The organism is Tepidimonas charontis, assembly GCF_007556685.1.
Classification (GTDB): Bacteria; Pseudomonadota; Gammaproteobacteria; order Burkholderiales; family Burkholderiaceae_C; genus Tepidimonas; species Tepidimonas charontis.
The window spans coordinates 1-26047 of sequence record NZ_VJON01000013.1 but is presented as its reverse complement, the minus strand read 5'-3'; the positions used below and the strand labels follow the sequence as shown (position 1 = coordinate 26047).

Here is a 26047-nt window from a genome sequence, read left to right as displayed (position 1 = left end):
GCCCTGCAGGGTTTGTGGTGGCCAGGGTGGGGCGCACGCCGAAGCACAGGGCGTTTGACTCACGTCAAGAGGTCTTCCCGCCCCATGGGGCACAATACGGCTTCCATGGAGTCTGCCGTCGTGAAACACGTCATCGATGAATCCTTGCTGCGTCGGTTCGACGTGCCCGGCCCGCGTTATACCTCGTATCCGACGGCCGACCGCTTCGTCGAGGCCTTCACGGAGCGTGACTACATCCAGGCGCTGCAGCAGCGCCGCGCCGGCTCGATGGCGTTGCCGCTGTCGGTGTACGTGCACATCCCGTTTTGCGCCTCGCTGTGCTACTACTGTGCCTGCAACAAGGTCATCACCAAACACCACGACACGGCAGCGGAGTATTTGCGTTATCTGGGGCGCGAGCTGGAGCTACAAACCGAGCATGTTGGCCGCGGGCATCGCGTCAGCCAGCTGCACCTGGGCGGTGGCACCCCCACCTTTTTGAGCGACGCCGAGCTCGAAGACGTGTTGGCCATGCTGCGCCGCCATTTCGAGTTCGTCCCCGGGGGCGAGTACTCGATCGAGGTCGATCCGCGCACGGTCACGGCCGAGCGGCTGGCGCATCTGCAGCGCTTGGGTTTCAATCGACTCAGTTTCGGGGTGCAGGATTTCGACCCAGCGGTGCAGAAAGCGGTGCACCGCATTCAGCCGGCCGAGCAGGTGTTCGAGTTGGTGGCCGCCGCGCGCGCGCTGGGCTTCGAATCGATCAACGTGGACCTGATTTACGGGCTGCCGCAGCAAACGCCCGAGTCGTTCCGCCGCACACTGCAGCAGATCGAGCGCCTGCGCCCCGACCGGCTGGCGCTGTATGCCTATGCCCACCTGCCGGCGCGTTTCAAGCCGCAGCGGCGTATCCATGCCGCCGATTTGCCCAGCGCCGCCGACAAGCTGGCGATGCTGTCGCTGTCGTTGGATCACTTGAGCGCCGCAGGCTACGTCTATGTGGGGATGGACCACTTCGCGCTGCCCAACGACGCGCTGGCGGTGGCCAAGCGGCAGGGTCGGCTGCATCGCAATTTCCAAGGCTACAGTACCCAGCCCGACTGCGATTTGATTGCACTGGGCGTGTCGGCGATCGGGCGCATTGGTGCCACCTACAGCCAGAATGCCAAGACGCTGGAGGAGTATTACGACGCGCTCGACCAAGGGCGGCTGCCCATCGTGCGGGGGCTGGCGTTGACGCGCGACGACGCGCTGCGACGCAGTGTCATCATGGCCATCATGTGTCAAGGGCTGGTGGATTTCGAATCCATCAACCTGGCCCATCTGATCGACTTTCGCCGCTACTTCGCGCGTGAGCTGGAAGCGCTGCGGGAGTTGGAGGCGGTGGGGCTGGTGCGCATCGACGATACACACCTGGAAGTGACGCCCACCGGCTGGTATCTGGTGCGTGCCATCGCCATGGTGTTCGACCGCTACTTGCAGGTCGATCAGGATCGGGCGCGGTTTTCCAAGATCATTTGAGGGCGTTGCCCGATGCGTTTTCTGGTCACGGCGCCGCGGCAGGGGTGGCGCGGGAGTGGCGTCTTCCTTGGCGGTGGCATGGCTGAAAGGGCGTGGCCGCAACGGGCCCCGCGGGGCTGATAGGATGCTGGCATGCTGGGGTCGATGGTGTTGTCGGCGTGGGTGATGGGCTTGGTGGGCGGGCCGCACTGCGTGGCCATGTGCGGTGCCGCTTGCGCGGGCATTGCGCGTGCCGCCGAGCCGCACAGCCAGCGCGCACTGTGGACGTGGCAGGCCAGCCGCGTGCTTGGCTACAGCGTGCTGGGGGCGCTGGCGGGCGGAACCGTGCAAGGCATGGGCTGGTTGGGGCAGCAGACTGCCGTGCTGCGCCCCGTCTGGACGATGATGCATGTGGCCGCCCTGTTGTTGGGGATGGCGCTGGTGTGGCACGCGCGTCAGCCCGCGTTTCTGGATGGTTGGGCGCAAGCGGTGTGGCGGCGCGCCCGCCCTGTGTTGGGGCGCTTGGGCACGCGTGCGCCGCTGGTGCTCGGCCTGGGCTGGGCGCTGATGCCTTGCGGCCTGCTTTACTCCGCGCTGCTGGTGGCGTCGCTGTCGGCTTCGGCGCTGTCGGGGGCGCTGATCATGGCGGCCTTCGCACTGGGCACGATGGTGTCGCTGACGTTGGGGCCGTGGGTGTTGCTGCGTTTGGGGTCGATGCGTTCCGGCGGCTGGGGCATCCGCACCGCGGGAGCCGCACTGGTGGCGATTTCGGCCTGGGCGCTGTGGATGGGCATCACCCAGCCCAGCGGTCTGTGGTGCGCTTGAACCTCTGCGGCGGCAGCGTGGCCAGCACGAGACCGGCCAGGGCCAGCACGAACGCTGCCCATTGCAGCGCAGACAGCTGCTCGTTCATGAACAGTACCCCGATGGTGGTGGCGCTGACGGGCAGCATGACGGTAAACACGCCGGCGCGCGCAGCCGGCACATGGCGCAGGCCGGTCATCCACAGCCACACCGTCCAGACGCTGGCCGCCAGCCCATAAAACACCAACAGCAGCCACAGGGGGGCGCTCAGGCGGCCCCAGTCATAATCTGCGGCGGCCCACAGGCCCAGCGGCGTCATCAGTGCCAGTCCCCACAGATTGATGAGCGCGGCGATACGCTTCGGTCCCACGCGGTCGCTCAGCCGTTTGCCGATGACGACATAGGCGGCTTCACAACACACGGCGGCCAACACCAGGGCATTGCCCCACAGCGCCAGGGGCAGGCCCAACCACGTGCCCGGGGCGTAGTCGGCGGACATACCGTCGGCCTTGTCGAGCGAGAACAGGCCGATGCCCCCGGCGGCCAGTGCGATGGCAACCCAGGAGCGCGTATCCAGCCGCTCGCGCAAAAACAGCGCCGACTGCAGCGCCACCACCGCCGGGATGGCGGCCATGATGACACCGGCGGCGCTGGCCGTGGTCAGACTGACGCCGTAGAGCATGCACAGCGAAAACAAAAAATTGCCCAGCAATGCTTGCAAAAACAACAGACCCTGGGTGCGTCGCGTCAGGGCGGGCTCGTGAGGTGGGCGGCGTACCCACGTCGCCATCGCCACCGCTCCGATCAGATAGCGCAACCACGCCAGCAAAAAAACGGGCATGGCCGCGACCAAAGGCTTGGACAAGGCGACGTAACTCCCCACCAAGGCCATGCTGGCGGCCAATGCCAGATAGGCGCTCCAGGGCGGGCGGTGGGCGGAAGGCATGGTCGCGTCGAACGAGCGAGGCATCCAGCCCAGCCGCCGCGCCGTCAGCTGCGGGGCCGGCTTTAAGGGGCGCCGGCGGCGTGCATGGCACGCGCTCAGCGCGGCGACGGGGTCAGGATGGTGGGTTTGGCGTGTGGCAGGGTGTGCGGGTAGTCGCGACTGTAATGCAAGCCGCGGCTTTCCTTGCGCTGCTGGGCCGAACGCACGATGAGGTCGGCCACTTGCACCAGATTGCGCAGCTCCAGCAGGTCGCGGCTGACGTGAAAACGGGCGTAGAACTCCTGGATTTCACCTTGCAGCAAGGCGATGCGGTGCGCGGCGCGCTCCAGCCGCTTGTCGGTGCGCACGATGCCGACATAGTCCCACATGAAGCGGCGCAGCTCGTCCCAGTTGTGGGCGATGACGACCTGCTCGTCGGCATCGATGACGCGGCTGTCGTCCCACGGCCGAATGAGCGGTGGCGTAGTGCGCAGCTGGGCGGTCATGTCCTGCACCGCTGCGCGCGCAAAGACCAAACACTCCAGCAGCGAGTTGCTGGCAAGCCGGTTGGCGCCGTGCAGTCCGGTGTAGCTGGCTTCGCCCACGCAGTACAGTCCGGGTAAATCGGTGCGTCCGCGCAGATCGGTGACGACGCCACCGCAGGTGTAGTGGGCCGCCGGCACCACCGGAATGGGCTCGCGTGTGATGTCGATGCCCAGTTCGGCGCAACGCTTGAGGATATTGGGAAAATGCTCTCGCAGGAAGGCCGGACTCTGGTGCGAAATGTCCAGGTAGACACACGGGATACCGTGCTTTTTCATCTCGAAGTCGATGGCGCGCGCCACGATGTCGCGCGGCGCCAGCTCGGCACGCGGGTCGTGGTCGGGCATGAAGCGGCGGCTGCCCAGGTGTGCGGGCAGCTTGAGGATGCCGCCTTCGCCGCGCACCGCCTCGCTGATCAAAAAGCTCTTGGCCTTGGGGTGATACAGGCAGGTGGGGTGGAACTGGATGAATTCCATATTCGCCACCCGGCAGCCGGCGCGCCACGCGGCGGCGATGCCGTCACCCGTGGCGGTATCGGGGTTCGAGGTGTAGAGGTATACCTTGCCGGCGCCGCCCGTGCACAGCACCGTATGGGGGGCGGCGAAGACCTCGACGCGATCGGTGACTTCATCGAGGACGTAGGCGCCGAGCACGCGCCGCGGCCGCTGCGGCTGGGCTGCGTGGCGATCACTCAAGATCAGATCGACCAGCGCGTGGGTTTCGAAGACATCGATGTGGCGCGCGGCGCGCACGCGCTCGATCAGGGTCTGCTGCACGGCTGCGCCGGTGGCGTCGGCGGCGTGCACGATGCGGCGGTGGCTGTGGCCGCCTTCGCGGGTCAGGTGCAGGTCGTCGCCCTCGACGGTAAACGGCGTGCCCATGGCCCGCAGCCAGGCGATGGCCTCGGGGGCATGCTCGACGGTGAAGCGCGTGGCCTCGGGGTCGCACAGCCCGGCGCCCGCGACCATCGTGTCTTCGATGTGCTGCGCAAAGCTGTCGTCCTCGGCCAGCACGGCGGCAATGCCGCCCTGCGCCCAACCGCTGGAGCCGTCGGCAATGCTGCGCTTGGTGACGATGGCGATGCGCCAGTCGGTGGGCAGGTGCAACGCGGTGGCGAGTCCCGCCAGGCCGCTGCCGATGATCAGCACGTCGTACCGGTGGGGGGCGTCGGCGGGCAAGGTGTCGGTCATGGGGCGGACGTGGACGAAGGTCAGGCGCTGGCGTAGGCCAGCCGCACATAAATGGGGGCGTAGGCTTCGGCCTGGGTGAGCTCGATCAGGTGCTCTTTGGCCAGCTCCAGCACGGCGATGAAGGTGACCACGGCGACGGCAACGCCGCGCGCCGGATCGAACAACTCGTGAAATTCGACGAAGCGCCGACCGTGCAGGGCGCGCAGGACGTGACTCATCGTTTCGCGCACCGACAGCGCTTCGCGGGTGATGGTGTGGCGCTGCACCAGTCGGGCGCGCCGCACGATGTCGGCCCAGGCGGCCCGCAAGTCGTCCACGCACACCTCGGGCCAGCGCTGTGCGGTCGCTCGTTCGACCCAGACCTGGGCACGCCAGAAGTCGCGCCCGAGCTGGGGCAGGGCGTCGAGCTCGCGTGCCGCCACTTTCATGCGCTCGTACTCCAGCAGGCGTCGCACCAGCTCCGCGCGCGGATCCTCGGGTTCGGCGCCGTCTGCGCTGGGTTGCGGTGGCAGCAGCATGCGCGACTTGATCTCGATCAGCATGGCCGCCATCAACAGATATTCAGCAGCCAATTCCAGATTGCGGGCGCGAATCTGTTCGACATAACCGAGGTACTGGCGCGTGACCTCGGCCATCGGGATGTCCAGGATGTTGAAATTTTGCCGTCGGATCAAATACAGCAGCAGATCCAGCGGGCCTTCGAAGGCCTCGAGAAAAACCTCCAGCGCATCCGGCGGGATGTACAGATCGTGCGGCAGCTGAAACAGTGGCTCGCCGTACAGCCGCGCGATCGCCACTTGGTCGATCAGGGCGGGGCCGTCGGCGGGCGCCGGGCCATCCGCCAGGGAGGCGTCGAGCCCGGTGCTCACGACCGCGTCGGCTCGGGCTGATAGACGTACGGCTTTTGCGGCACCCGTGCTGCCTGTGCCTGCCGCAGAAACTCACGGTCTTGCGGGCGCTCCCACAGCAAGGCACGCCCGGCCCGTTGCTCGGCTTCCAGCGTGGGCTTGGCGCGCTTGAGCGATTCGATGAAGAGCGTGGCGTCGGAGACGTAATCAGGCAAGCCGAGGAGGTTCATCGTCGCAGCGTCGTTGTATCACACTGGCCCGCATTTTAGGCGTAGCCAGGCATTGTGTTTGCACACCGTTGAGTCTGAAGGTTTGGGGTTGCCGCGGTCGCCACAGCGCGATCGCTGGACCGGCTGGCGCTGGCGGCGACCTGTGGGCGCAGGTCGCCGCTATCCACACGGCGGACTACGGCCCCGTTGGCGCGTCGGACCAGCTGACTGCGCCATCGGTCGTCGCATCCGCCTCTGACAGGTCCTCGTCTGCCTCGGGCAGTGCCGTCCAGGCCGACAGATGCTCCAGCAGTCCCGCGCGCCGCAGCAGCGACAGCGGCTGCGCGTGCAGGTCATGAATGGCGACTTGTCCGCCCCGTTGCTGTACCACCTCGATGATGCCGCTGAGCGCGTCGAGCCCGGTGGTGTCGAGCAGTTGCAGGTGGTGTGCATCCAGCACCAGCGCGACGCCGGGGCCGGCGCGTTCCACCGCTTCCTGCAGGGCGTCGAGCTTGGTGACGGCACCGAAGAACAGCGATCCGTACAAACGCGCTTCGACACGCTGGTCGTCGGCACGCCGCACGTCGACCCGAAACAGGCTGCTTTGCCGGCGCACGAACAGCACCACCGCCAGCACCAGCCCCAGTTCCACCGCCACCGTGAGGTCGAATATCACCGTGACGGCGAAGGTGGACAGCAGCATCAGCCGATAGTGCGGGCTGAATTGGCGCAGGCGGGCGAACTCGTGCCACTCACCCATGTTCCAGGCCACGAACAACAGGATACCAGCCAACACCGCCAGGGGCACATGCCGCGCCAGCGGCGCCGCCAACAACACGATGGCCATCAGAGTGAAGGCGTGTATCACACCTGCCACCCCGCTGGTGGCTCCGCTGCGAATGTTGGTGACGGTGCGTGCGATGGTGCCGGTGGCCGGCATACCACCGATGAACGGTACGATGGCATTGGCCAGCCCCTGCGCCATCAGTTCCTGGTTGGGGTCGTGTCGGCGGCCACCATGCAGCTGGTCGGCCACCCGAGCGCACAGCAAGGACTCGATCGCCCCCAGCAACGCGATCGTCAGCGTTGGCGTCACCAGCTGACGCACCGTTTGCCACGATACGTCGGCAGCGTGGGCAAGCTTTGCGGGATGCCACCGAAGCGGCTACCGATGGTCTCCACCGGCTATTGCAGGGCTCACGCCAGCAGGGACCGCGTGACCAGCGCCACCACCGGTGCCGGCAGGCGGGAAGTCGCTCGCAGCGCGGTCACCCCGCCTTGCAACGCGTCGAGCCGTTGCCGAAAGGCCGAGTCCGATGCCCACAGCCGTGGCCAAATGAACAGCCCTACGATGCACAACCCAGCCAGCGCCACCGAATACGGGTTGATGGTGTCCAGGGCGCTACCCACCGTGTGCACGATGCCGAAAAAATCGGCGGGCATCTTGCTGACTTGCAGCCCCAGGGCGTCGCGCAGCTGCGACAAGGCAATCAGCACCGCGATGCCATTGGTGAATCCAATGACCACGCTGACCGGCACGAAGCGCACCAACACCCCCAGCCGCAGCCAACCCATGGCAAACAACAGCACCCCGGCACAGAAGGTGGACACGAGCAAACCACCGACGCCGTGCCGCTCGACGATGCCATGACGATGACGATGAAGGCGCCGGCCGGGCCGCCGATTTGCACCGACGTACCACCCAGTGCGGCGACGATAAAGCCAGCGATGATGGCTGTCCACAGTCCGGCTTCGGGTTTGAGACCGCTGGCGAATGCAAACGCCATCGCCAGCGGTAGCGCGACGATGCCGACGGTGAGGCCGGCACCGACGTCACGCACCAGACGTTCGCGCGAGCAGGTGCGCAGATCGTCGAGCAGACGGGGACGAAACGGATGGACAGCGACAGGCAAACGCGACATGCCAAAACTCCAACGACGCACGGCAACCAAGCAACGGATGGATCGGACGCCCAAGGCGCCACGCGCCGCCTGGCGGGCCGCAGTGCCGCTGCCGCGTGATGAAGCGCCGGCGCGCCGTCAGGCCGAGACACCGGGGGTGCGCGGATGTGTCAGGCATGGTCAGCGCGTAGTGTACTCCGGCGTGCCGACGTACGTGGGCGATCGGGCCTTCGACCCGATGCGAACCCAAAATGACCCGAGGTCCCCTTGCGGGACGCGCAACACCCGATGACCCCCCCACGGCATGTCACGGCGCGGGGGTGTTGCAGTGAAGGCTCAGCGCACGCGCATGCCGGGCTGCGCTCCGGGGTGGGGTTCGAGCACGAAAATGCCCGGGTGGGTGTTGCCGTCGGCGTGGCTGGCGGCCAGCACCATGCCTTCGCTCAGGCCAAACTTCATCTGGCGCGGCGCCAGATTGGCCACCAGCACCGTGAGTTTGCCCTTGAGCTGCTCAGGCGTGTAGGCGCTGGCGATGCCGGAAAACACCTGCCGCGTGCGCCCTTCGCCCACGTCCAGCGTCAAGCGCAGCAGCTTCGTTGAGCCGGGCACGCGCTCGCAATCGACGATGCGGGCGATACGCAGATCGATTTTGGCGAAATCGTCGATGGTGATGGTGGGCGCGATCGCCTCGCCGCCGGGCAGGGTCGCCGACGCCGTGCCCGGCGCGCCGGCGCTGTCGGCGGTAGGTGGCTCGAACAGGGCCTGCACGGCTTTGGCGTCGACACGCTGCATCAGGTGAGCGTAGGGGGCGATGGTGTGTCCCTCCCCCAGCGGCTGGCGCGCGTTGGCAAAGTCCAGCGGCGCACACTGCAAAAACGCCTCCACCCGCTCGGCGGTGGCAGGCAAGGCGGGTTTGAGCATGGCCGTCAGCACCCGGAAGGCCTCGATACAGACCGTGCAGACATCGTGCAAGCGGGCGCTGAGTGCGGGCTGCTTGGCCAGCTCCCAGGGCTTGTTTTGGTCCACGTAGGCATTGACGCGGTCGGCCAGGGCCATGATCTCGCGCACGGCCTTACCGTATTCGCGCTCGGCCCACAGCTCGGCCACCGCCGGCAGCGCGATTTGCAGCGTATCCAGCAGCGCTTCCCCATCCGGCGCGATGGCCCCCAGCCGTCCCTCGAAGCGCTTGCTGATGAAGCCGGCGGCGCGTGAGGCGATGTTGACGTACTTGCCGATCAGGTCGCTGTTGACGCGGGCGACGAAGTCGTCCGGGTTGAAGTCGACGTCTTCGACGCGTGGGTTGAGCTTGGCCGCCAGGTAGTAGCGCAGCCACTCGGGGTTGAGCCCGATGCGCAAGTACCGCATCGGATCGATGCCGGTGCCGCGGCTTTTGCTCATTTTTTCGCCGCTGACCGTGATGAAGCCATGCACGAACACGTGCGTGGGCGTTTTGCGGCCGGAGAAATGCAACATCGCCGGCCAAAACAGCGTGTGAAAGTACGTGATGTCCTTGCCGATGAAGTGGATCTGCTCCACCGCCGGGTCGGCCATGAATTCGTCGAAGCTTTGGGTCGTGCGCGACGGCGCGTGCCAGTGATGGGCCGCCTGCCCGCGGTCGAAATGATTTTTCAGGCTGGCCAGGTAGCCGATCGGTGCGTCCAACCAGACGTAGAAATATTTGCCCGGCGCGTCGGGGATCTCGATACCGAAGTAAGGCGCGTCACGGCTGATGTCCCAGTCGCCCAGGCCGCCGCGGCCCTCGTCGTCCGGGGCCAACCACTCGCGGATTTTGTTGACCACCTCCGGCTGCAGACGCCCGGGCGCACTCGTCCACTCTTGTAGGAACTGCACGCAGCGCGGGTCGGACAGCTTGAAGAAGAAATGTTCGGATTGACGCAACTCGGGCGTGGCGCCCGACAGCGCCGAGGTGGGGTTGCGCAATTCGGTGGGCGCGTACACCGCTCCACACACTTCGCAGGCATCGCCATACTGGTCCGGCGCGCCACAGCGTGGGCATTGGCCCTTGATGTAGCGATCGGGCAAGAACATGCCCTTGACGGGGTCGTAGAACTGCTCGATGGTACGCGTCTCGATCAGACCCGCCTCCTTCAGCCCCAGGTAAATGGCGCGCGCCAGCTCGTGGTTTTCGGGGGCGTCGGTGCTGTGCCAGTTGTCGAAGCGGATGTGAAAGCCGTCCAGATAGGCTGCTCGGCCCGCTGCGATATCGGCCACGAATTGCTGCGGCGTCTTGCCCGCTTTCTCGGCGGCGATCATGATGGGGGCGCCGTGCGCATCGTCGGCACCGACGAAGTGCACTTCGTGCCCCAGCAGCCGCTGCGTGCGCACCCAGATGTCGGCCTGGATGTACTCCATGATGTGGCCGATGTGAAAGTGGCCGTTGGCGTAGGGCAGGGCGGTGGTGACGAACAGGCGGCGCTTGGAGGCAGGCATGCGAATCGGCGCGAAATGGAACCAGGAAAGCTTCTGATTCTATCGGTCCGGGCTGCTGCAGGGCGACCAGCGCGGCCGAGCGGCGGCCGCCATGGCGCAGGCGGCGGCGTCCCCGGGGCCGCTGCAGCGCCCACGCCGCGTGGGTAAGCGCCTACACCGAATGGGTCCATGGCCAAGCGGGTGGCCGCCGCTGCTGGGTGTCTGCCACAATGCGCGCTGAACCATCACCCCGATCCCCCGGATGGGTACAGACGAGGAGAGCACACCTTGGCCATCGACACCCAAGCTTTGCTGCAGGCGCTGCAAGCGGTCATCGATCCGAATACGGGTAAGGATTTCGTCACGACCAAGGCTTTGAAAAATCTGACAGCCCACGACGGCGACGTGGCGTTCGACGTCGAGCTGGGCTATCCCTGTCAGAGCCAGCATGCCGCGCTGCGGCGCGCCCTCATTGCGGCCGCCAAGACGGTGCCGGGGGTGCAAAACGTTTCGGTCAATCTGGTCACACGCATCGTCGCGCACGCGGTGCAGCGCGGTGTGCAGCTGCTGCCGCAGGTGAAAAATATCGTCGCCGTGGCCTCGGGCAAGGGCGGGGTGGGCAAGAGCACCACCACCGTCAATCTGGCGCTGGCCCTGGCCGCCGAGGGCGCGCGCGTGGGTATCCTGGACGCCGACATCTACGGTCCGAGCCAGCCGACGATGATGGGCATCGAGGGCCGCCCGGAGAGTGTGGACGGCAAAACCATGGAGCCGCTGCAGAACTACGGCTTGCAGGTGATGTCCATCGGCTTTTTGGTGGACAAGCACGAGGCCATGATCTGGCGCGGCCCGATGGCCACGCAGGCATTGGAGCAACTGCTGCGCCAGACCAACTGGCAGGAACTGGACTATCTGCTGGTGGACATGCCGCCCGGCACGGGCGATATCCAACTCACCTTGTCACAGCGCGTGCCGCTCACCGGAGCGGTGATCGTCACCACGCCGCAGGACATTGCGCTGCTGGATGCGCGCAAGGGCGTGACCATGTTCCAGAAGGTCGGGGTGCCGATTTTGGGCGTGGTCGAAAACATGGCCGTGTACTGCTGCCCGAACTGTGGGCATACCGAGCACATCTTCGGTGCCGACGGCGGCAAGCGCATGGCCCAGGAATTGGGGGTGGCCTACTTGGGGGCGTTGCCGCTCAACCGCCAGATTCGCGAGCAGGCCGACACGGGGCGGCCCACCGTGGTGGCCGACCCCAACGGCGAACTGGCTGCTTTGTACAAAGCCGTGGCGCGCCAGGTGGCGCTGGCCATCGCCGCCAAAGCCAAGGACTACAGCAGCAAGTTTCCAACCATCACCATCAGTCGGCAGACGTGAGGGCAGCGGTGCCCTCGCCGGCGCGGGGCTGCTGGCGGGCATGCCCGTGGGCGCGTGTGGGTGGGCGCCCGGCTGGGATTTACGGCGGGCGCACCGATCCCCGCACGTGTGCGGATGGGGCGCACGCCGAAGTGGGCGTCGCGCAACAGGCCCAGCCCGTTCCCCGCGCACGTGCGGATGGGGCGGTGGCGGGCGCCGTGGGGTGGAGCCCCTGGTGTCGCCTTGGCTATCCCCAGCAGCGGCATTTTGCCGTACATTAGCCGCTGTGATGGCCGAAGAGCTCCGCGATCGATCCAACCCTGCGGTTGCCGACCCACGTCCCCATCTGGTTACGGCGGTGGTCATGCGTCGCGAGCCGGTGCCCGGTCCGATGGCGCGCTGGCAGCCGTGGCGCTGGGTGCTGGCCGATGTCGTCGTCGTGCAAAGGCCCGACGGGTCACGGCTGCCGTATTGGCCGGTGGCGGCGGGCGCTCCCGTGGCGCTGCAAGCCGACGAGCTGGGGCACACCGAAGGTGACCTTGCCCCTGTTTCGTGTAGCTCTTAACCCACGGTTCACGCGGCCTTTTTACGCTGTGCCTCGTACCAGCGCTGCTCGTACTGCATCGGGCTGAGGTAGCCCAGCGACGAATGCGGCCTGCGGTGATTGTAGAAGGCTATCCAGTCCATCACCGCCTGCCTGGCCTGCTCACGGGTAGCGAATTTGCACCCATGTACGCTAATCATCGGCCACATCTACATGGGCACGATCGGGACCGAGGGAGCCTACCGCGCGATGAAGACGGGCTATGTCGATGAGACCTGGGCGCGTGAACACCACGAACTCTGGTACAACGATATCAAGGCAGGCAAGATCCCGGCACAGCGCAGCGCGGCAGCGGGCAGCCAGCCCACGGCGGCCCGCGCCACCGAAGCGCAAGCCTGAAGGGCATGAGGAGGACCGTGCGATGAACCAACCCGGAATGTGGACATGGGTGGCGGGCGGGGTGTTGCTGGCCGCGGCGGTGGCCGCGCATGCCAAATTGCCAGCGCCCCAATTGACCGACGAGCAAAAGGCCGCCGCCGAAGTGGCCAAGGCCAAGGCCGCCCACCAAGCGAAGGTGGAAGCGTTTCTCACGTGTCGGGCCGCTGAGCGCGCGGCGGCCCACTACTTCAAAACCCACCCGCAGGCGGCCAAACCGGCCAACGCGCCGGCCTGCAATGATCCCGGTCCATTCGTCGCCCCGGGGGCAGCAGCCGCCTCTGCCGCACCGGCGCCGGCAGCGAAGAAGTCGTGAGGCGTCACCGCAGCGGGGACTTCCGGGTTGAGCGGCGAAGGCGCCTGCGCAACTGCTACCCGCTTGGGGTTGACCTGCGGCAGCAGAGGCCGGATCGATCGGATGGTACGCATGTGGCTCAATGAACCGCTTTCTTTCGGTGGCCAGGCGGCAGCGCCAGCGACGCCGCGACAGCCCCGCTTGAGTGCGGCCACTGCGCCGCTGACGCGGTCGATCGAGGTCGTCGATGAGTACGGTCAGCGTCGCAGCATTCGCATTCCGGCCGAGCGGCCTCTGACCGTGTACGTGGACAAGCGCGAGCTGGTCACGTTGATGACGCTGGGCGCACACCCCGAGTGGTTGGTGCTGGGTTACCTGCGCAACCAGCGCTTGGTGACGTCATTGGACGACATCGAGTCCATCACCGTCGATTGGGATGTCGGGGCTGCGGCGGTTCGCACACGCGGCGGTCTGCCCGACCTCGAGGCGCGAACCGCGCAGCGCGTCGTCACCACCGGTTGCGGGCAAGGCAGCGTTTTTGGTTCACTGATGGATGCCCTCGACGGCATCACCCTTTCCCCCGACGCTCGGCTGCGCCAGTCGCAGCTCTATGGCATTTTGCGTGCCGTGCGCGAGCAAGACTCGACGTACAAGCAAGCCGGCTCCGTGCATGGCTGCGCCCTGTTTCGCGGCGAGGAGCTGCTGCTGTTCGTCGAAGACGTGGGCCGCCACAACGCCATCGACACCATTGCGGGCTGGATGTGGCTGCAAGGCGGCGAGCTGCTGCGCGGCGACGATAAGGTGTTCTACACCACCGGGCGGCTGACCAGCGAGATGATCATCAAGGCGGCACAGATGGGCGTGCCGATCGTGGTCTCGCGCAGCGGCACCACCCAGATGGGGCTGGAAGTGGCCGAGCGTATGGGGCTGTGTGCCATCGGTCGCGCCACCCACACCCGCTTTCTGTGCTACACGCATCCGCAGCGGCTGGTGTGGGATACTCCGCCGCCATGAGTGCAGCTTCCGAACCGCGTGTCCACATCATCGATCACCCGCTGGTGCAGCACAAGCTGACGCTGATGCGTCGCAAAGACACCAGCACCAAGACCTTCCGCCAGCTCATCCACGAGCTCAGCGCGTTGCTCGCCTACGAAGTCACGCGCGACATGCCGATGCAGGAGGTCGAGATCGAAACCCCGCTGGAAAAAACCACTGGCCGCGTGATCGATGGCAAAAAGACCGTGCTGGCCTCCATCTTGCGCGCCGGCAATGGTTTTCTGGACGGTATGCTGGAAGTGCTGCCCAGCGCCCGCGTCGGCCATATCGGACTGTATCGCGATCCGCAGACACTCAAGCCGGTGGAGTACTACTTCAAGATGCCATCGGGCATGGAGGAGCGTGACGCCATCGTGCTCGATCCGATGCTGGCCACGGGTAACTCGGCGGTGGCGGCGGTTGATTTGCTCAAGCGCTTGCAACCGCGCTCGATTCGCTTCGTCTGCCTGGTGGCGTGTCCGGAAGGCATCGCCAACTTCCACAGCCGCCACCCGGACGTACCCATCTACACCCCGGCCGTGGACCGGGGTTTGAACGAGCACGGTTATATCGTGCCCGGGTTGGGCGACGCCGGCGACCGGATTTTTGGCACCAAATAAGTCGGTGGCCGTGGAACCTGGGGCCGAGCCGCAGGCTCAGACACCGGACGCCGCCCCGGCCGTCGCGCCTGCACCGCCATGTCGTCTGATGTGTCCCCCTCGCCCTTGTCGTCCGCACCCCGCTCCACCGCAGGGGCCGTTCCCTCGCACGGCTCGATACACACGCCTTCCGCGTGGTCGCTGGGGGTGCGTGCGCTGTGGCGTGACTGGCGCGCTGGCGAACTGACCGTATTGATGCTGGCCATCGTGCTGGCGGTGGCGGCGCTGGCGGCAGTGGCTTTCTTTGCCGACCGCCTGCAAGCCGGCTTGCAGCGCGATGCGCGTCAGCTGCTGGGCGCCGACGTGGTGCTGCGCAGCGATCACCCCCTGCCACCGGAGTACGCGCAGCAGGCGCGCGCGCTGGGCTTGGCGGTGGTGCACCATGTGACCTTTCCCACCATGGCGCGCGCCGATGACGCCGACGGCGGCGAGGTGCGGCTGGTGTCTCTGAAGGCCGTCTCGGCGGGCTACCCGTTGCGCGGGGAACTGCGCACCAGCGGCGATGTGGCCGACCGCGTGGGCCAGCTCGGTGCCGGCCAGCCCGCACCCGGACAGGTGTGGGCGGATGCTGCGCTGCTGGAGGCGTTGAATCTGCAACTGGGGCAACGCCTTTGGCTGGGCGAGCGTGCGTTCGAGTTGACGCGCGTCATCACGTTGGAGCCCGACCGCGGTGCGGGTTTTTTGACGTTTGCGCCGCGCGTGCTGATGGCGCTGGACGATCTGCCCGCCACCGGCTTGGTGCAGCCGGCCAGCCGGATTCAGTACCGATTGGCGGTGGCCGGAGACGATGCGGCGGTGCGGCGCTTCGAGACCTGGGCGCAGGCGCGGTTGCAGGCCACGGCTGAACGCGGCACCCACATCGAAAGCGTCGAGTCTGGACGGCCGGAATTGCAGCAGACGCTGCAGCGTGCCGAACAATTTTTGCGTTTGGTGGCCTTGTTGACGGCGTTGCTGGCGGCGGTGGCCGTCGCGGTGGCGGCGCGTCAGTACGCGTTGCGCCACCTGGATGGTTGTGCCTTGCTGCGGGTCTTGGGTTTGTCGCAGGGGCGCATGGCTGGCGCCTACGTGGTGAGCTTTGGCTTGGCGGGTGTGGTGGCGGCGCTGGTAGGCGTGGCGTTGGGTTTTGCCGTGCATTTCGTATTCGTGTGGTGGTTGGCCGATTTGCTGCAAGCCAGCCTGCCGGCCGCCGGTTGGGCTCCGGTAGCGCTCGGCCTGGGGGTGGGGTTGACGCTGATGGCCGCCTTCGGGCTGCCGCCGGTGTTGCAGTTGGCGCAAACCCCGCCGCTGCGCGTCATCCGGCGCGATGTGGGCGGGGTGCGTGCTGCCTCGGCGCTGGTGTGGCTGGGTGGAGCGGGCGGGTTCGTGGCCCTGCTGGTGGCCGCCAGCCGCGACCTGACGCTGGGGGGCATTGCCGTGGGCGGCTTTGGGGCCGCGGTGGCCGTTTTTGCCGCCGTCACCTGGCTGGCGCTGCGGCTGCTGCGGGCGCTGGTGGCCGAATCGTCGGCGCCGCGTTGGTTGGTGTTGGCCACGCGCCAACTCACCGCTCGGCCCGGTTATGCGGTGGTGCAGGTATGCAGCTTGGCGGTGGGTCTGTTGGCCCTGTTGCTGTTGGTGTTGTTGCGTACCGACCTCATCGACAGTTGGCGCCGCGCCACGCCACCGGATGCCCCCAATCGCTTCGTCATCAACATCCAACCGGATCAGGCATCGTCGTTCCAGGCTTTTTTGGCCGAGCACGGCGTGCAGCGCTTCGACTGGTACCCGATGGTGCGCGGGCGACTGGTGGCGCTCAATGGACGGCCGGTGCGCCCCGAGCAATTTGCCGGCGAGCGCGCCCAGCGCCTCGTCGAGCGCGAGTTCAACCTGTCGTACAGCGCCGAGCTGCCCGCACACAACCCGGTGGTGGCCGGGCGCTGGCAGTCGGGCGAGGCAGAAGCCGTGAGTATCGAGCAGGGGCTGGCGCAGACGCTGGGGCTGCGTGTGGGCGATACCTTGACGTTCGACATTGCTGGGGTGTTGCACACCGCCCGCATTACCTCGCTGCGCAAGGTGGATTGGGCGTCGATGCGGGTGAACTTTTTTGCGCTCTACCCCGTGGCGCGGCTGGCTGATGACGTGCCCTACACCCATATCGCGGCCTTTCGCGCGCCTGCGCAGGCGGGCTTCGACCGCGCGTTGTTGCGCCGCTTTCCCAATGTGACCAATGTGGACACCAGCGCCGCGCTGGCCCAAGTCCAGCGGGTGCTGGAGCAAGTGATTCGAGCGGTGGAGTTTCTGTTCGCTTTCAGCGTGGCGGCGGGCGTGGTGGTGCTGCTGGCCACCGTCAGCGCCACGCGCACGCAACGTGAGCGCGAGTATGCGGTGCTGCGTGCCCTGGGGGCGTCGGCCGCGTTGCTGCGGCGCATGCAGCGGGCCGAATTGGCCGGGGTGGGGGCGCTGGCCGGCCTGTTGGCCGCCGCAGCGGCAGCGGCGGTCGGCTGGGCGCTGGCGCGGCGCGTGTTCGAGTTCGATTGGCAGGTATCGCCCTGGGTGCCGCTGGCCGGGGCGGTGGCGGGGGCACTGCTGGCCCTGCTGGCGGGGTGGTGGTCTCTGCGCGGGGTGCTGCGTGCGCCGGTGGTGCAGACCTTGCGGCACGCGGCGGAATGAGGCCACGTTGGCGCTGTGTGCGGCGGTGTCTGCCAGCGCCGTCGCTGCGGCTGGCGCGCCGAAGAACGCCAGAGACGTTGCACCCGTCAGGGTCACGCCCGGTGGTGTGTGGCCGCCCGCAGCAGCACGATCAGGGCACCGGCGCCGCCATCGGCCGGGCGCGCTTGTACGAACGCCAAGACTTCGCTTTTCTGCACCAGCCAGCTGTGAACGCGGCCCTTGAGCACCGGTGTCTTGCCCGGCGACCCCAACCCTTTGCCATGCACCACGCGCACACAGCGCAGCCCCTGCTTGTGCGCGTTGCGCAAGAAGGCAGCGAGCTGGGTGCGCGCCTCATCGGTGCGCAGGCCGTGCAGGTCCAGTTCGTCCTGTATGGTCCACTCGCCGCGGCGCAGCCGCCGCACCACATCGGGCCCGAGACCGGGTCGGCGGTAGCTCAAGTGCTCGTCGGTGTGCAGCAGGGTCTCGACGTCGAATGCGTCGCTCAGCGCTGCCTGCATCACCGCTTGTTCGTCGGCTTGGCGCTGGTGTGGCACCGGCAGCGGGCGGCGGCGCGCGGGCTCGGCGCGGCCATGCGGGGGCAGCGGCTGCACCGCGCCCACGGCCCGCTGAAACAACAGCCGATCGCGTTGCGCGCGCTCGGCGGCGGCCCGCTGAGCGGCTTCGGCCGCGGCGCGCTGGGCGGCGGCTTGCGCAGCGCGCTGTTTCATCACCCGCTGCAGCTCCCGCAGTTCCGACAGAGTCTTGACCTTCATCGCAGGGCGCATTGTCGGGCAAGCCGGGCCGAGCTACACCAAACCACGCTGGGCCATCGACGTGCAGCCAGCACGCGTGACGATCAAGTGATCCAGCACCCGAATATCGAGTAGGCCGAGCGCGTCTTTCAAGGCGCGGGTGAGGGCGGCATCGGCCGCCGACGGCTCCCGCGCGCCGCTGGGGTGGTTGTGTGCCAAGATCACCGCTGCCGCGTTGTGGTGCAACGCCCGCAGGGCCACCTCGCGCGGATACACGCTCGTTTGGTCCAGCGTACCGCGAAACAGCTCCTCCAGGGCGATCAAGCGGTGCTGATTGTCCAGAAACAGCACGGCAAATACCTCATGCGCGCGGTGTCCCAACTGCAGCCGCAAAACGTCGGCCACGGCGGCCGGGGAGTCCAGCACGGGGCGCTCGCGTAGCCGCTCGGCCAACGCGCGCCGCACCATTTCGGTCACGGCCAGCAGCTCCGCGCGCTTGGCTGGCCCCAAACCCTTCACCGGCGCCAACGCGGCGGGCGTGGCTTGCAGCAGGCCGCTCAGTCCGCCAAAGCGCTCCAGCAGCTGCTGCGCCAGCACCAGCACCGACTGTCCCGCGGTGCCGGTGCGCAGCAGCAGGGCCAACAACTCGGCGTCGGCCAGGGCTTGCGGGCCGCGCGTCAACAGTTTTTCGCGCGGGCGGGCGTCGCGGGGCAAGTCGCGCACCATGGTGTTCTCCCTGAAAATGGGTCTTTCTCTACAATGGCGATTTTCCATGACCTGGTCGTGCCACGGCCGCCGCACCATGCCCGTCGTCGAACCCGGATCGTTTCTCACGTTGCACTATCGCCTCAGCGCCGCCGACGGCACGCCCTTCATCGACACCTTCGAGGCGCAACCCGCCACGCTATCGCTGGGCACGGGTGAGCTGTCGCCGGCCCTGGAGCAGCGCCTTCTGGGGCTTGCGGAAGGGGCGCGGGCGGCGTTTGATCTGCCGGCCGGTGAGGCCTTCGGCCCGCGCCGGTCCGAGTTGCTGCAGTGGGTGGCCCGCCCTCTGCTGGAGGAGCTGGGTGCGCCGCCCGAGGGCTATCCGGTGGGCGAGGTGGTGCAATTTCCCACGCCCGATGGGCGGGGGGCATACGCGGGCACGGTGCGCGAGGTGCGCGCCGACGGTGCCGTCCTGTTCGACTTCAATCACCCGCTGGCCGGGCAGGCGGTGCGCTTCGAAGTCCACATCATTGGGGTGTTGTGATGCGTGCTGCCGTGCAGGAAGTGCTGCTGGCCGAGCCGCGCGGCTTTTGCGCCGGGGTGGACCGGGCGATCGAGATCGTCGAGCGTGCGCTGGATCGCTTTGGTGCGCCGGTCTATGTGCGGCACGAGATCGTGCACAACCGCCACGTCGTCGACGACCTGCGCCGTCGTGGTGCGATCTTCATCGAAGACCTGGCCGAGGTGCCGCCCGGGGCAGTGCTGGTGTTCAGCGCCCATGGCGTCAGCCGCGCCGTGCAGGCCGAGGCACAGCGTCGCGGGTTTCGCGTCTTCGACGCCACCTGCCCGCTGGTGACCAAAGTCCACGTGGAAGTGGCCAAATTGCGCCGCGAAGGCTACGAATTCATCCTCATTGGCCACGCTGGGCACCCCGAGGTGGAAGGCACGATGGGGCAGGTGGACGACGGCATCCATTTGGTGGAAACGCTGCAGGACGTAGTACGCGTGCAGCCCGCACAAACCGAACGTCTGGCCGTGGTCACGCAGACCACGCTGAGCGTGGACGATACGGCCGAGATTTTGGCGGCGCTGCGGGCGCGTTTTCCCACTCTGCGCGAGCCCAAGCAGCAAGACATTTGCTATGCCACGCAAAACCGGCAAGACGCCGTCAAAGCGCTGGCGCGGCAGGTGGACGTGGTGATCGTGGTGGGCAGCCCCACCAGCTCCAACACCAACCGGCTGCGCGAGCTGGCCGAACGCTTGGGCGTGTCCACCCACATGGTGGAAGACGCCACCGAGCTGCGCGAGGAGTGGTTCGCCCATGCCCCGCGCGTGGGCGTGACGGCAGGTGCTTCCGCCCCGGAGGCGTTGGTGCAGGGCGTGGTGCAGCGCCTCAAGGCGCTGGGGGCGACCGCCGTGCGGCGCCTCGTCGGGCCGGTCGAGACCATGCGTTTTCCGCTGCCCAAGGGGTTGAAAGCCGGTTGACGGACCGCGATGCTGCCGCCGCGCAGAGGCGCTGCTCGACGTGTGGCGGTCGACGATTTGCTGCGCCAGGGTGGACTTGCTTTATCTGACTTCAGGCACGCACACGCTGGCACCAAGCACTGGCTGCCACGCCGCAGACAGCGCCTCGGCCTGCGCCAGCACCGTCTGCACCGCCGCGTCCTGAAGATCCGGCGGATAGCCGTACTTGCGCAGGATGCGCTTGACCAGCACCCGGATTCGCGCGCGGGCCGATTCGCGGTGCGCCCAATCGACAGTGATATTCGCCTTCAGGCTCACCAACAATTCGTGGGCGATGACGCGCAGCTTCTCGTCGCCCATCACCTGCACGGCGGAGTCGTTCTCGGCCAGGGCGTCGTAGAAGGCGATTTCCTCATCGGACAGGCCCGCTTCTTCCCCGCGCTGGCGCGCCGCGCGGATGTCCTTGGCGAGCTGGATCAGCTCCTGCAGCACCTCGGCCGTCGTGATCGCGTTGGCGTGGTAGCGCGCGACCGCCTCCTCCAGCCGCTCCGAAAACGCACGGGTCTGCACGACGTTGGCCTTGGCGCGTGAGCGGATGCCGTCGTTGAGGAGCTTGCGCAGGGCTTCCAGCGCCAGGTTCTTCTTCTCCATCTGCTGCACCTCGGCCAGGAACTCGTCCGAGAGGATGGAGATGTCCGGGCTCCTGAGCCCGGCGGCCTTCAGGATGTCCACGATCTCGGTGGAGACCACGGCGCGGCTGACGATCTGCTGGATCGCAAGCTCCCGATCCTGGGCGGAGGTGCCTGCGCCTACGCTCGACTTGACCAGCGCTGCGCGAATGGCCTGGAAGAAGCCCACCTCTTCGCGGATATTCCGCGCCTCATCGCTGGATGCCGCCAGCGCGAACGCCTTGGACAGCGCCAGCACGGCGTCCTGGTAGCGTCGGTGCGCCGCCTTCTTGCCCTCGGGCGTCCTTTCCTGGGCGGCCCACTGTTGCTGCCTCTCCAGAATCCACTCGATGGCGCCAGCCATCATCGCAAGACGCGCTTGCGGCGAACCGTTCAAGGCCGAAAGGTAGTCGAAGCCGTGGAACATGGCGCGCACGACCTCGACCTTCTCCAGCATCACTGCGACGGCCTCGGCCTCATCGATGCCGGTCTGGTCGCGATCACGTGGCGAATACTGCGCCAGCGCCGATTTCAGGTTCTGCGCGATGCCGATGTAGTCCACGATCAGCCCGGCGGGCTTGTCGCGGAACACGCGGTTGACGCGCGCGATGGCCTGCATCAGCCCGTGGCCGCGCATCGGCTTGTCCACATACAGGGTGTGTAGGCAGGGTGCATCGAAGCCGGTCAGCCACATGTCGCGCACGATCACAAGCTTCAAGGGGTCGTTTGGGTCACGCATGCGTCTGGCGAGCAAATCGCGCCGCGCTTTGTTGCCAATGTGCCGCTGCCATTCGGGCGGATCGCTCGCCGCGCCCGTCATCACGATCTTGATCACGCCGGCGTGGTCGTCATCGCTGTGCCATCCGGGACGCAGCTTCACGATCTCGTCGTAGAGCTTGACGCAGATGCGCCGGCTCATGCAGACGATCATCGCCTTGCCGTCCAGGGCCGCCACCCGATCCTCGAAGTGGCGGACGATGTCCTCCGCGACCAACCTCAAGCGCTTGTCCGCGCCGACCAGGGCCTCCACCGTGGCCCACTTCTGCTTCGTGCGTTCGCGGGCGGACTCTTCCTCGCCTTCCAGAATCTCCTCGATCTCCGCGTCGAGCTTGGGTTTTTCGTCCTCGGCCAGCTCGATGCGCGCCAGGCGCGACTCGTAGTAGATCGGCACCGTGGCGCCATCTTCCACCGCGCGGCTGATGTCGTAGATGTCGATGTAGTGGCCGAACACCGCCGGGGTGTTCACGTCGTCGGCCTCGATGGGGGTGCCGGTGAAGCCGATGAACGAGGCGTTCGGCAGGGCATCGCGCATGTACTTGGCGAAGCCGTAGGAAATCTCGCCGGTCCTGGCGTCCACCTTGGCCTTGAAACCGTACTGGCTGCGGTGCGCCTCGTCGGCGATGACCACAACATTGCGCCGCAAGGTGAGCGGCCCCTCGACCTCGCCGAACTTCTGCAACGTGGTGAAGATCACCCCGCCCGACGCCCGGTTGAGCAGTTCCTTCAAGTGCTCGCGCCCCTCGGCCTGCACCGGCGTCTGGCGGATCAGGTCGCGGCACATCGAGAAGGTGGCATAGAGCTGATCGTCGAGGTCGTTGCGGTCGGTCAGCACGACCAGCGTGGGGTTCTCCAGCGCGGGATGCTTGACCAAGAGGCCGGCGTAGAAGGCCATCAACAGGCTCTTGCCCGAACCCTGGGTGTGCCAGATCACGCCGGCGCGCCGGTCGCCGGGGCGCTGGCTCTTGACCGAGGGCAGGCCGTAATCGGCAGGGTCTTCCTGCACGACATGGGCAGGCGGCATGGCACGCACCGTCTGCTCCACCGCCTTCTTCACCGCGTGGAACTGGTGGTAGCCGGCGATGATCTTGACGAGGCTGGCTCCCGTCTCGCCGAACACCGTGAAGTCGCGCAGCAGGTCCAGCAGGCGCCGAGGCTCGAACACGCCGGCGATCAGCGTCTCCAGCTCCGGCGCTCCCTTGGGCGCCACCTCCCGGCCGTCGGTGGTGCGCCACGGCATGAAGCGTTCGAGATCGGCCGAGAGCGAGCCCACCCGCGCCATGAGTCCATCGGACGCCACCAGTACCGCATTGGTGTGGAAGAGCTGCGGAATCTGCTGCTTGTAGGTCTGCAACTGGTTGAACGCGGCCACGACGGTGGCCTGGTGGTCTCCCGGCGCTTTGAGCTCGATCACCGCGAGCGGCAGGCCGTTGACGAACAGCACCACATCGGGCCGCCGCTGATACTGTCCGTTGATGACCACGAACTGGTTCACCGCCAGCCAGTCGTTGTTGGCCGGGTCATCGAAGTCGATCAGCCGCGCCTTGCCAGCGGTGAGCACGCCATCATCCGCGTAGTACTCCACATCCACGCCTTCGGTCAGCAGACGATGCAGCCGGCGATTCTCTTCCAGCAGGTTCGGCAGCTCGGACTGCGTCACGCGCCGGATCGCGTCGTGCCGGGCTTCAGCGGGCAGCGAGGGGTTCAGGCGGGCCACCGCTTCCTCAAAGCGCCGCTTCAGCACCACCTCGTCGTGGCTTTCGCGCTCGGGGCGATGCCCGTCGGGGCCGATGTTCTCCTCGCGTTCGATGCTGTAGCCGAGCGCGCGCAGCTGATCCAGAAGGGCGTTTTCTACCTCGGCTTCCGACAGAAAGGCCATCCTTCAAGCTCCGGCCGGTGTTGGCAGCGCCAACATGTTCTCGATCAGGCGGATCATCACGTCCTTGTTCTTGGCGTCGGATTCCGCCACCAGCAGCGCCAGCGCCGCCAGCCCCACGTCGTTGATGATGGGCTCGCCGTTGCGCAGCAGGCGCCCGTTGCGCGCCAGAAAATCCACGAACAGGAAGGCCCCGCTGCGCTTGTTGCCATCGGAAAACGGATGGTTCTTGATGACGAAATACAGCAGATGCGCCGCCTTGGTTTCGATGCTGGGGTAGGCCGGCTCCCCGAACACCGTCTGCTCCAGGTTGCCCAGAATGGCGGCGAAGGCGTCGCCGCGCTCGCGCCCGAACAGATCGGACGCTTCCCCGCGCGCCATCAGATCGGCTTTGAGCCGCGCGATCGCCGCGCGGGCTTCGTCCAGGGCGGGCAGCACCCCGCCCGGGCTGCCTGCCGGGGCGGTGAGCAAGCCTTCGTCGTAGCGTTGTAGCCACAAAAACGTTTGCGTGTAGCGGGCAATCACGTCCACCAGCCCACGGCCCTGCTCGGCGGTCAGCGTCTCGCCGGCCGCGGCCTTTCTCACCAGCGCCAACGCGGCTTCCAGTTCGGCGGCGTTTTGCTCGAAGCGCTGCCGGTCCAGGCTGTAGCCCTGGGTCAGATGCTCGCGCAGCACCCGGGTGGCCCATTGGCGAAAGCGCGTGGCGCGGGTGGAGTTCACCCGGTAGCCCACCGAGATGATGGCGTCGAGGTTGTAGTACTCGATTTCTCGTACTACCTCGCGCGCACCCTCTCGTTGAACCGTTGCATTTTTTGCAACGGTTGCCTCCCGCTCCAACTCGCCACTGGCGAAGATGCTGCGCAGGTGGCGGGAAATCACCGACTTGTCGCGCCCGAACAGCTCGGCCAGCTGCTGCAGGCTCAGCCAGATGTTTTCTCGCTCGACGCGCACTTCCACCCGCGCTTCGGCGCTGTCGTAGATGATGACTTCGGCGGTGGGCTTCATCGGTGTTCCTCCCTGAAACGGCAGCCGGTTGCCTGGAGTTTTACGGCATTCGTGCTTTACGCCATTGTGACGCATCAACCGCCAAGCTCGGCCTCCTGAATCTCCTTGAGCGTGCGCCCCTTGGCGTCGCGCCATTCCGTGCGGCCATTGGCGCTGCGACCCAGCAATACCCCGGCGGCGGTGGAGGGGGAGTTGAAGACGTAGTCCTGGGTCATGCGCCATACCGGCCCATCCGGCACCAGTACGCCTTGCGCCAGCAGCGTCTTTCGCAGCTCCGCCAGATAGGCGTGAATGGAGGGCACTTCCTCTTTGATCGCCTGCGAGCCTGCGCGCACCACGAAGCCCTCGGCCGTATCCACGCCGCGCGCTTCGATACCTTTGGCCTTGAGGATCAGCTCGCGCCCTCGGGTCTGTGGCGTCTGTGCCTGCTCAAAAAACGGCGCGCCCATCAGCGGCAGGCACAGCAGCAAATCGAGCAAAAACGCCTCGGCGTCGGCGGCATCCGCCTCGGAAAGAGCGGGTAATTGCGGCACGTTGCCGTTGTCCAGTTCCACCCGCTTGGCGTCTCTTGCTTGTTGTACCAGCCGCGCTTCCAAATATTGCACGTGCGCCTTGTTGAGGTTCTGGTCCTTGCTGGTAAACACCGCGGCATGGGTCCAGAAATCCTTCTGCTTGGCGTGCTGGTCAAGCCGGGGGAGCACCGCGTCACCTTCCCCTACGTAGAGTTTGGACAGCTGCCCCATATCCGCGGGCCCCCACAGCAGGTACACCCCGGTGCGTTTCAACTCGGGCCGCTGCCGAACTTCGGCATACAGCGCCCGTGGGAACACCAGGCCCTGGCCGGTCCAGTTGGACTTTTCAATCACGCGCAGGCCCTCCGGTTCACCCGAGGGGATGAAGATCCGCACCGAGAAGGCTTGGCCTTTGCTCATGGCATCACCCGTTCCAGAAAAGTTTCAGCATCCCTCACCCGCAGCTCGCCGGAGATGAGCTTGGGCAGCAGCGTGTCGCGCAGGGCGGCGAGGGTGCGGGATTCACGAATCGCAGCACTGGATCTTGCGAATTTTGGTTTCACTGCACGACCAAACGCCTCAGCTATTTGCCCTGGTGGTGCCACGACTTGAAAATGAGCTAAGGAAGGTCTGCAAAACCTCCCCACCTGACTGCCGGGATGGGACAATAGCGACATGAAGCAGATGAGTCTTCAGGTGCCGATGTATACGGGCTTTGAGCTGCGCACCAAGCGCACCCGCAAGCGTGAGTTTTTGGAGCAGATGGAGCGTGTGGTGCCCTGGAAGGAGCTGGTTGCGCTCATCGAGCCGTATGCGCCCAAGGCAGGCCCCAAGGGTGGTCGTGCACCCTTTGCGGTAGAGAAGCTGCTGAGGATTCATTTTTTGCAGCAGTGGTTTGGTCTGTCGGACCCGGCGGTGGAGGAAGCCCTGTATGACACGCCGCTGCTGGCCCGGTTTGTTGGGTTGGACCTGGGGGTGGATGTGGTGCCGGATGAGAGCACCAT

Annotated in this window: 22 protein-coding genes and 3 pseudogenes; 12 read left to right on the top strand and 13 right to left on the bottom strand. The window is 66.6% G+C overall.

From position 1 onward, the window contains the following. Window positions 1-105 precede the first annotated feature (105 nt). Both hemN and Tchar_RS05500 read left to right on the top strand, forming a co-directional pair. On the top strand, window positions 106-1500 hold the full coding sequence (gene hemN / locus Tchar_RS05505) for an oxygen-independent coproporphyrinogen III oxidase (protein WP_144328072.1): 1395 nt from the start codon (window positions 106-108) through the stop codon (window positions 1498-1500). A 132-nt stretch (window positions 1501-1632) separates the two neighbouring features. Beyond that, a complete protein-coding gene (locus Tchar_RS05500) occupies window positions 1633-2304 on the top strand; it encodes a sulfite exporter TauE/SafE family protein (protein ID WP_144328071.1) in 672 nt (223 codons plus the stop codon). Here the strand turns inward: Tchar_RS05500 and Tchar_RS05495 are convergent. From Tchar_RS05495 to metG, 6 genes and pseudogenes are all read right to left on the bottom strand, one after another. Then, window positions 2273-3229 carry a DMT family transporter gene (locus Tchar_RS05495; protein WP_144328070.1) on the bottom strand — a complete coding sequence of 319 codons (957 nt, stop codon included), beginning with the start codon at window positions 3227-3229 and terminating at the stop codon, window positions 2273-2275. The genes Tchar_RS05500 and Tchar_RS05495 overlap by 32 nt on opposite strands. Window positions 3230-3324: 95 nt before the next feature. After that, window positions 3325-4941 carry an L-aspartate oxidase gene (gene nadB / locus Tchar_RS05490; RefSeq protein ID WP_144328069.1) on the bottom strand — a complete coding sequence of 539 codons (1617 nt, stop codon included), beginning with the start codon at window positions 4939-4941 and terminating at the stop codon, window positions 3325-3327. 20 nt (window positions 4942-4961) lie between these two features. Beyond that, complete coding sequence (locus Tchar_RS05485) at window positions 4962-5810, bottom strand: segregation and condensation protein A (protein ID WP_144328068.1); 849 nt, start codon at window positions 5808-5810, stop codon at window positions 4962-4964. After that, window positions 5807-6019: a DUF3460 family protein gene (locus Tchar_RS05480; protein ID WP_144328067.1), complete on the bottom strand. Its 213-nt coding sequence runs from the start codon at window positions 6017-6019 to the stop codon at window positions 5807-5809. Before Tchar_RS05480 ends, Tchar_RS05485 begins: the two co-directional genes overlap by 4 nt. 175 nt (window positions 6020-6194) lie before the next feature. Next, window positions 6195-7920: pseudogene (locus Tchar_RS14205) on the bottom strand (SulP family inorganic anion transporter). Between the two features lie 315 nt (window positions 7921-8235). Beyond that, window positions 8236-10350 carry a methionine--tRNA ligase gene (gene metG / locus Tchar_RS05470; protein WP_144328066.1) on the bottom strand — a complete coding sequence of 705 codons (2115 nt, stop codon included), beginning with the start codon at window positions 10348-10350 and terminating at the stop codon, window positions 8236-8238. Between the two features lie 267 nt (window positions 10351-10617). Between metG and apbC the strand changes: the two genes are divergently transcribed. Together apbC and Tchar_RS14255 are read left to right on the top strand one after the other, a co-directional pair. Further along, a complete protein-coding gene (gene apbC, locus Tchar_RS05465; RefSeq protein WP_144328065.1) occupies window positions 10618-11709 on the top strand; it encodes an iron-sulfur cluster carrier protein ApbC in 1092 nt (363 codons plus the stop codon). Between the two features lie 337 nt (window positions 11710-12046). Continuing rightward, entirely contained in the window at window positions 12047-12253 is a 207-nt protein-coding gene (locus Tchar_RS14255) for a hypothetical protein (RefSeq protein ID WP_328592031.1), read from the top strand. A gap of 8 nt (window positions 12254-12261) precedes the next feature. Here Tchar_RS14255 and Tchar_RS05455 read toward each other — a convergent pair. Next, window positions 12262-12426: pseudogene (locus tag Tchar_RS05455) on the bottom strand (IS3 family transposase); the annotation flags it as partial. Between Tchar_RS05455 and Tchar_RS05450 the strand changes: the two are divergent. The 5 genes and pseudogenes from Tchar_RS05450 to Tchar_RS05430 form a co-directional block, all read left to right on the top strand. Further along, window positions 12401-12631 (top strand): annotated as a pseudogene (locus Tchar_RS05450) (formate dehydrogenase subunit gamma); the annotation flags it as partial. The pseudogenes Tchar_RS05455 and Tchar_RS05450 sit on opposite strands and share 26 nt — an antisense overlap. A gap of 22 nt (window positions 12632-12653) precedes the next feature. Then, the gene (locus Tchar_RS05445; RefSeq protein WP_144328064.1) at window positions 12654-12983 is read left to right on the top strand and encodes a hypothetical protein; all 330 of its coding nucleotides are present in this window, start codon (window positions 12654-12656) and stop codon (window positions 12981-12983) included. Between the two features lie 111 nt (window positions 12984-13094). Continuing rightward, window positions 13095-13976: a formate dehydrogenase accessory sulfurtransferase FdhD gene (locus tag Tchar_RS05440; protein WP_144328063.1), complete on the top strand. Its 882-nt coding sequence runs from the start codon at window positions 13095-13097 to the stop codon at window positions 13974-13976. Continuing rightward, the gene (gene upp / locus Tchar_RS05435) at window positions 13973-14617 is read left to right on the top strand and encodes a uracil phosphoribosyltransferase (protein WP_144328062.1); all 645 of its coding nucleotides are present in this window, start codon (window positions 13973-13975) and stop codon (window positions 14615-14617) included. The genes Tchar_RS05440 and upp overlap by 4 nt, the downstream gene beginning before the upstream one ends. 78 nt (window positions 14618-14695) lie before the next feature. Beyond that, window positions 14696-17302 carry an ABC transporter permease gene (locus Tchar_RS05430; RefSeq protein ID WP_144328061.1) on the top strand — a complete coding sequence of 869 codons (2607 nt, stop codon included), beginning with the start codon at window positions 14696-14698 and terminating at the stop codon, window positions 17300-17302. Window positions 17303-17394: 92 nt separating this feature from the next. Here the strand turns inward: Tchar_RS05430 and Tchar_RS05425 are convergent, their stop codons facing one another. Both Tchar_RS05425 and radC read right to left on the bottom strand, forming a co-directional pair. Next, a complete protein-coding gene (locus Tchar_RS05425) occupies window positions 17395-18057 on the bottom strand; it encodes a Smr/MutS family protein (protein WP_144328060.1) in 663 nt (220 codons plus the stop codon). Between the two features lie 33 nt (window positions 18058-18090). After that, entirely contained in the window at window positions 18091-18762 is a 672-nt protein-coding gene (radC, locus tag Tchar_RS05420; protein WP_144328059.1) for a RadC family protein, read from the bottom strand. A 46-nt stretch (window positions 18763-18808) separates the two neighbouring features. Between radC and Tchar_RS05415 the strand changes: the two genes are divergently transcribed. Together Tchar_RS05415 and ispH are read left to right on the top strand one after the other, a co-directional pair. After that, window positions 18809-19285: an FKBP-type peptidyl-prolyl cis-trans isomerase gene (locus Tchar_RS05415; protein WP_236640254.1), complete on the top strand. Its 477-nt coding sequence runs from the start codon at window positions 18809-18811 to the stop codon at window positions 19283-19285. Continuing rightward, window positions 19285-20226 carry a 4-hydroxy-3-methylbut-2-enyl diphosphate reductase gene (ispH, locus tag Tchar_RS05410; RefSeq protein ID WP_144328058.1) on the top strand — a complete coding sequence of 314 codons (942 nt, stop codon included), beginning with the start codon at window positions 19285-19287 and terminating at the stop codon, window positions 20224-20226. The genes Tchar_RS05415 and ispH overlap by 1 nt, the downstream gene beginning before the upstream one ends. Window positions 20227-20307: 81 nt before the next feature. Here the strand turns inward: ispH and Tchar_RS05405 are convergent, their stop codons facing one another. From Tchar_RS05405 to Tchar_RS13975, 4 genes are all read right to left on the bottom strand, one after another. Then, window positions 20308-23529 carry a type I restriction endonuclease subunit R gene (locus Tchar_RS05405; protein ID WP_144328057.1) on the bottom strand — a complete coding sequence of 1074 codons (3222 nt, stop codon included), beginning with the start codon at window positions 23527-23529 and terminating at the stop codon, window positions 20308-20310. Between the two features lie 3 nt (window positions 23530-23532). Then, the gene (gene rhuM / locus Tchar_RS05400; RefSeq protein ID WP_144328056.1) at window positions 23533-24531 is read right to left on the bottom strand and encodes a virulence protein RhuM/Fic/DOC family protein; all 999 of its coding nucleotides are present in this window, start codon (window positions 24529-24531) and stop codon (window positions 23533-23535) included. A 74-nt stretch (window positions 24532-24605) separates the two neighbouring features. Then, a complete protein-coding gene (locus Tchar_RS05395; RefSeq protein ID WP_144328055.1) occupies window positions 24606-25463 on the bottom strand; it encodes a GIY-YIG nuclease family protein in 858 nt (285 codons plus the stop codon). After that, the gene (locus tag Tchar_RS13975) at window positions 25460-25720 is read right to left on the bottom strand and encodes a restriction endonuclease subunit S (protein WP_144328054.1); all 261 of its coding nucleotides are present in this window, start codon (window positions 25718-25720) and stop codon (window positions 25460-25462) included. The genes Tchar_RS05395 and Tchar_RS13975 overlap by 4 nt, the downstream gene beginning before the upstream one ends. Between Tchar_RS13975 and Tchar_RS05385 the strand changes: the two genes are divergently transcribed. Beyond that, window positions 25719-26047: transposase (locus Tchar_RS05385; RefSeq protein WP_144328053.1), on the top strand; the 329-nt coding region annotated here is incomplete at its 3' end. The genes Tchar_RS13975 and Tchar_RS05385 overlap by 2 nt on opposite strands.

Coding starts and splice junctions, on each gene's coding strand:
- hemN (WP_144328072.1), top strand. CDS start 106: ATGGAGTCTGCCGTCGTGAAACACGTCATCGATGAATCCTTGCTGCGT.
- Tchar_RS05500 (WP_144328071.1), top strand. CDS start 1,633: ATGCTGGGGTCGATGGTGTTGTCGGCGTGGGTGATGGGCTTGGTGGGC.
- Tchar_RS05495 (WP_144328070.1), bottom strand. CDS start 3,229: ATGCCTTCCGCCCACCGCCCGCCCTGGAGCGCCTATCTGGCATTGGCC.
- nadB (WP_144328069.1), bottom strand. CDS start 4,941: ATGACCGACACCTTGCCCGCCGACGCCCCCCACCGGTACGACGTGCTG.
- Tchar_RS05480 (WP_144328067.1), bottom strand. CDS start 6,019: ATGAACCTCCTCGGCTTGCCTGATTACGTCTCCGACGCCACGCTCTTC.
- metG (WP_144328066.1), bottom strand. CDS start 10,350: ATGCCTGCCTCCAAGCGCCGCCTGTTCGTCACCACCGCCCTGCCCTAC.
- Tchar_RS05445 (WP_144328064.1), top strand. CDS start 12,654: ATGAACCAACCCGGAATGTGGACATGGGTGGCGGGCGGGGTGTTGCTG.
- Tchar_RS05440 (WP_144328063.1), top strand. CDS start 13,095: ATGTGGCTCAATGAACCGCTTTCTTTCGGTGGCCAGGCGGCAGCGCCA.
- upp (WP_144328062.1), top strand. CDS start 13,973: ATGAGTGCAGCTTCCGAACCGCGTGTCCACATCATCGATCACCCGCTG.
- Tchar_RS05430 (WP_144328061.1), top strand. CDS start 14,696: ATGTCGTCTGATGTGTCCCCCTCGCCCTTGTCGTCCGCACCCCGCTCC.
- Tchar_RS05425 (WP_144328060.1), bottom strand. CDS start 18,057: ATGAAGGTCAAGACTCTGTCGGAACTGCGGGAGCTGCAGCGGGTGATG.
- radC (WP_144328059.1), bottom strand. CDS start 18,762: ATGGTGCGCGACTTGCCCCGCGACGCCCGCCCGCGCGAAAAACTGTTG.
- Tchar_RS05415 (WP_236640254.1), top strand. CDS start 18,809: ATGACCTGGTCGTGCCACGGCCGCCGCACCATGCCCGTCGTCGAACCC.
- ispH (WP_144328058.1), top strand. CDS start 19,285: ATGCGTGCTGCCGTGCAGGAAGTGCTGCTGGCCGAGCCGCGCGGCTTT.
- Tchar_RS05405 (WP_144328057.1), bottom strand. CDS start 23,529: ATGGCCTTTCTGTCGGAAGCCGAGGTAGAAAACGCCCTTCTGGATCAG.
- rhuM (WP_144328056.1), bottom strand. CDS start 24,531: ATGAAGCCCACCGCCGAAGTCATCATCTACGACAGCGCCGAAGCGCGG.
- Tchar_RS05395 (WP_144328055.1), bottom strand. CDS start 25,463: ATGAGCAAAGGCCAAGCCTTCTCGGTGCGGATCTTCATCCCCTCGGGT.
- Tchar_RS13975 (WP_144328054.1), bottom strand. CDS start 25,720: ATGTCGCTATTGTCCCATCCCGGCAGTCAGGTGGGGAGGTTTTGCAGA.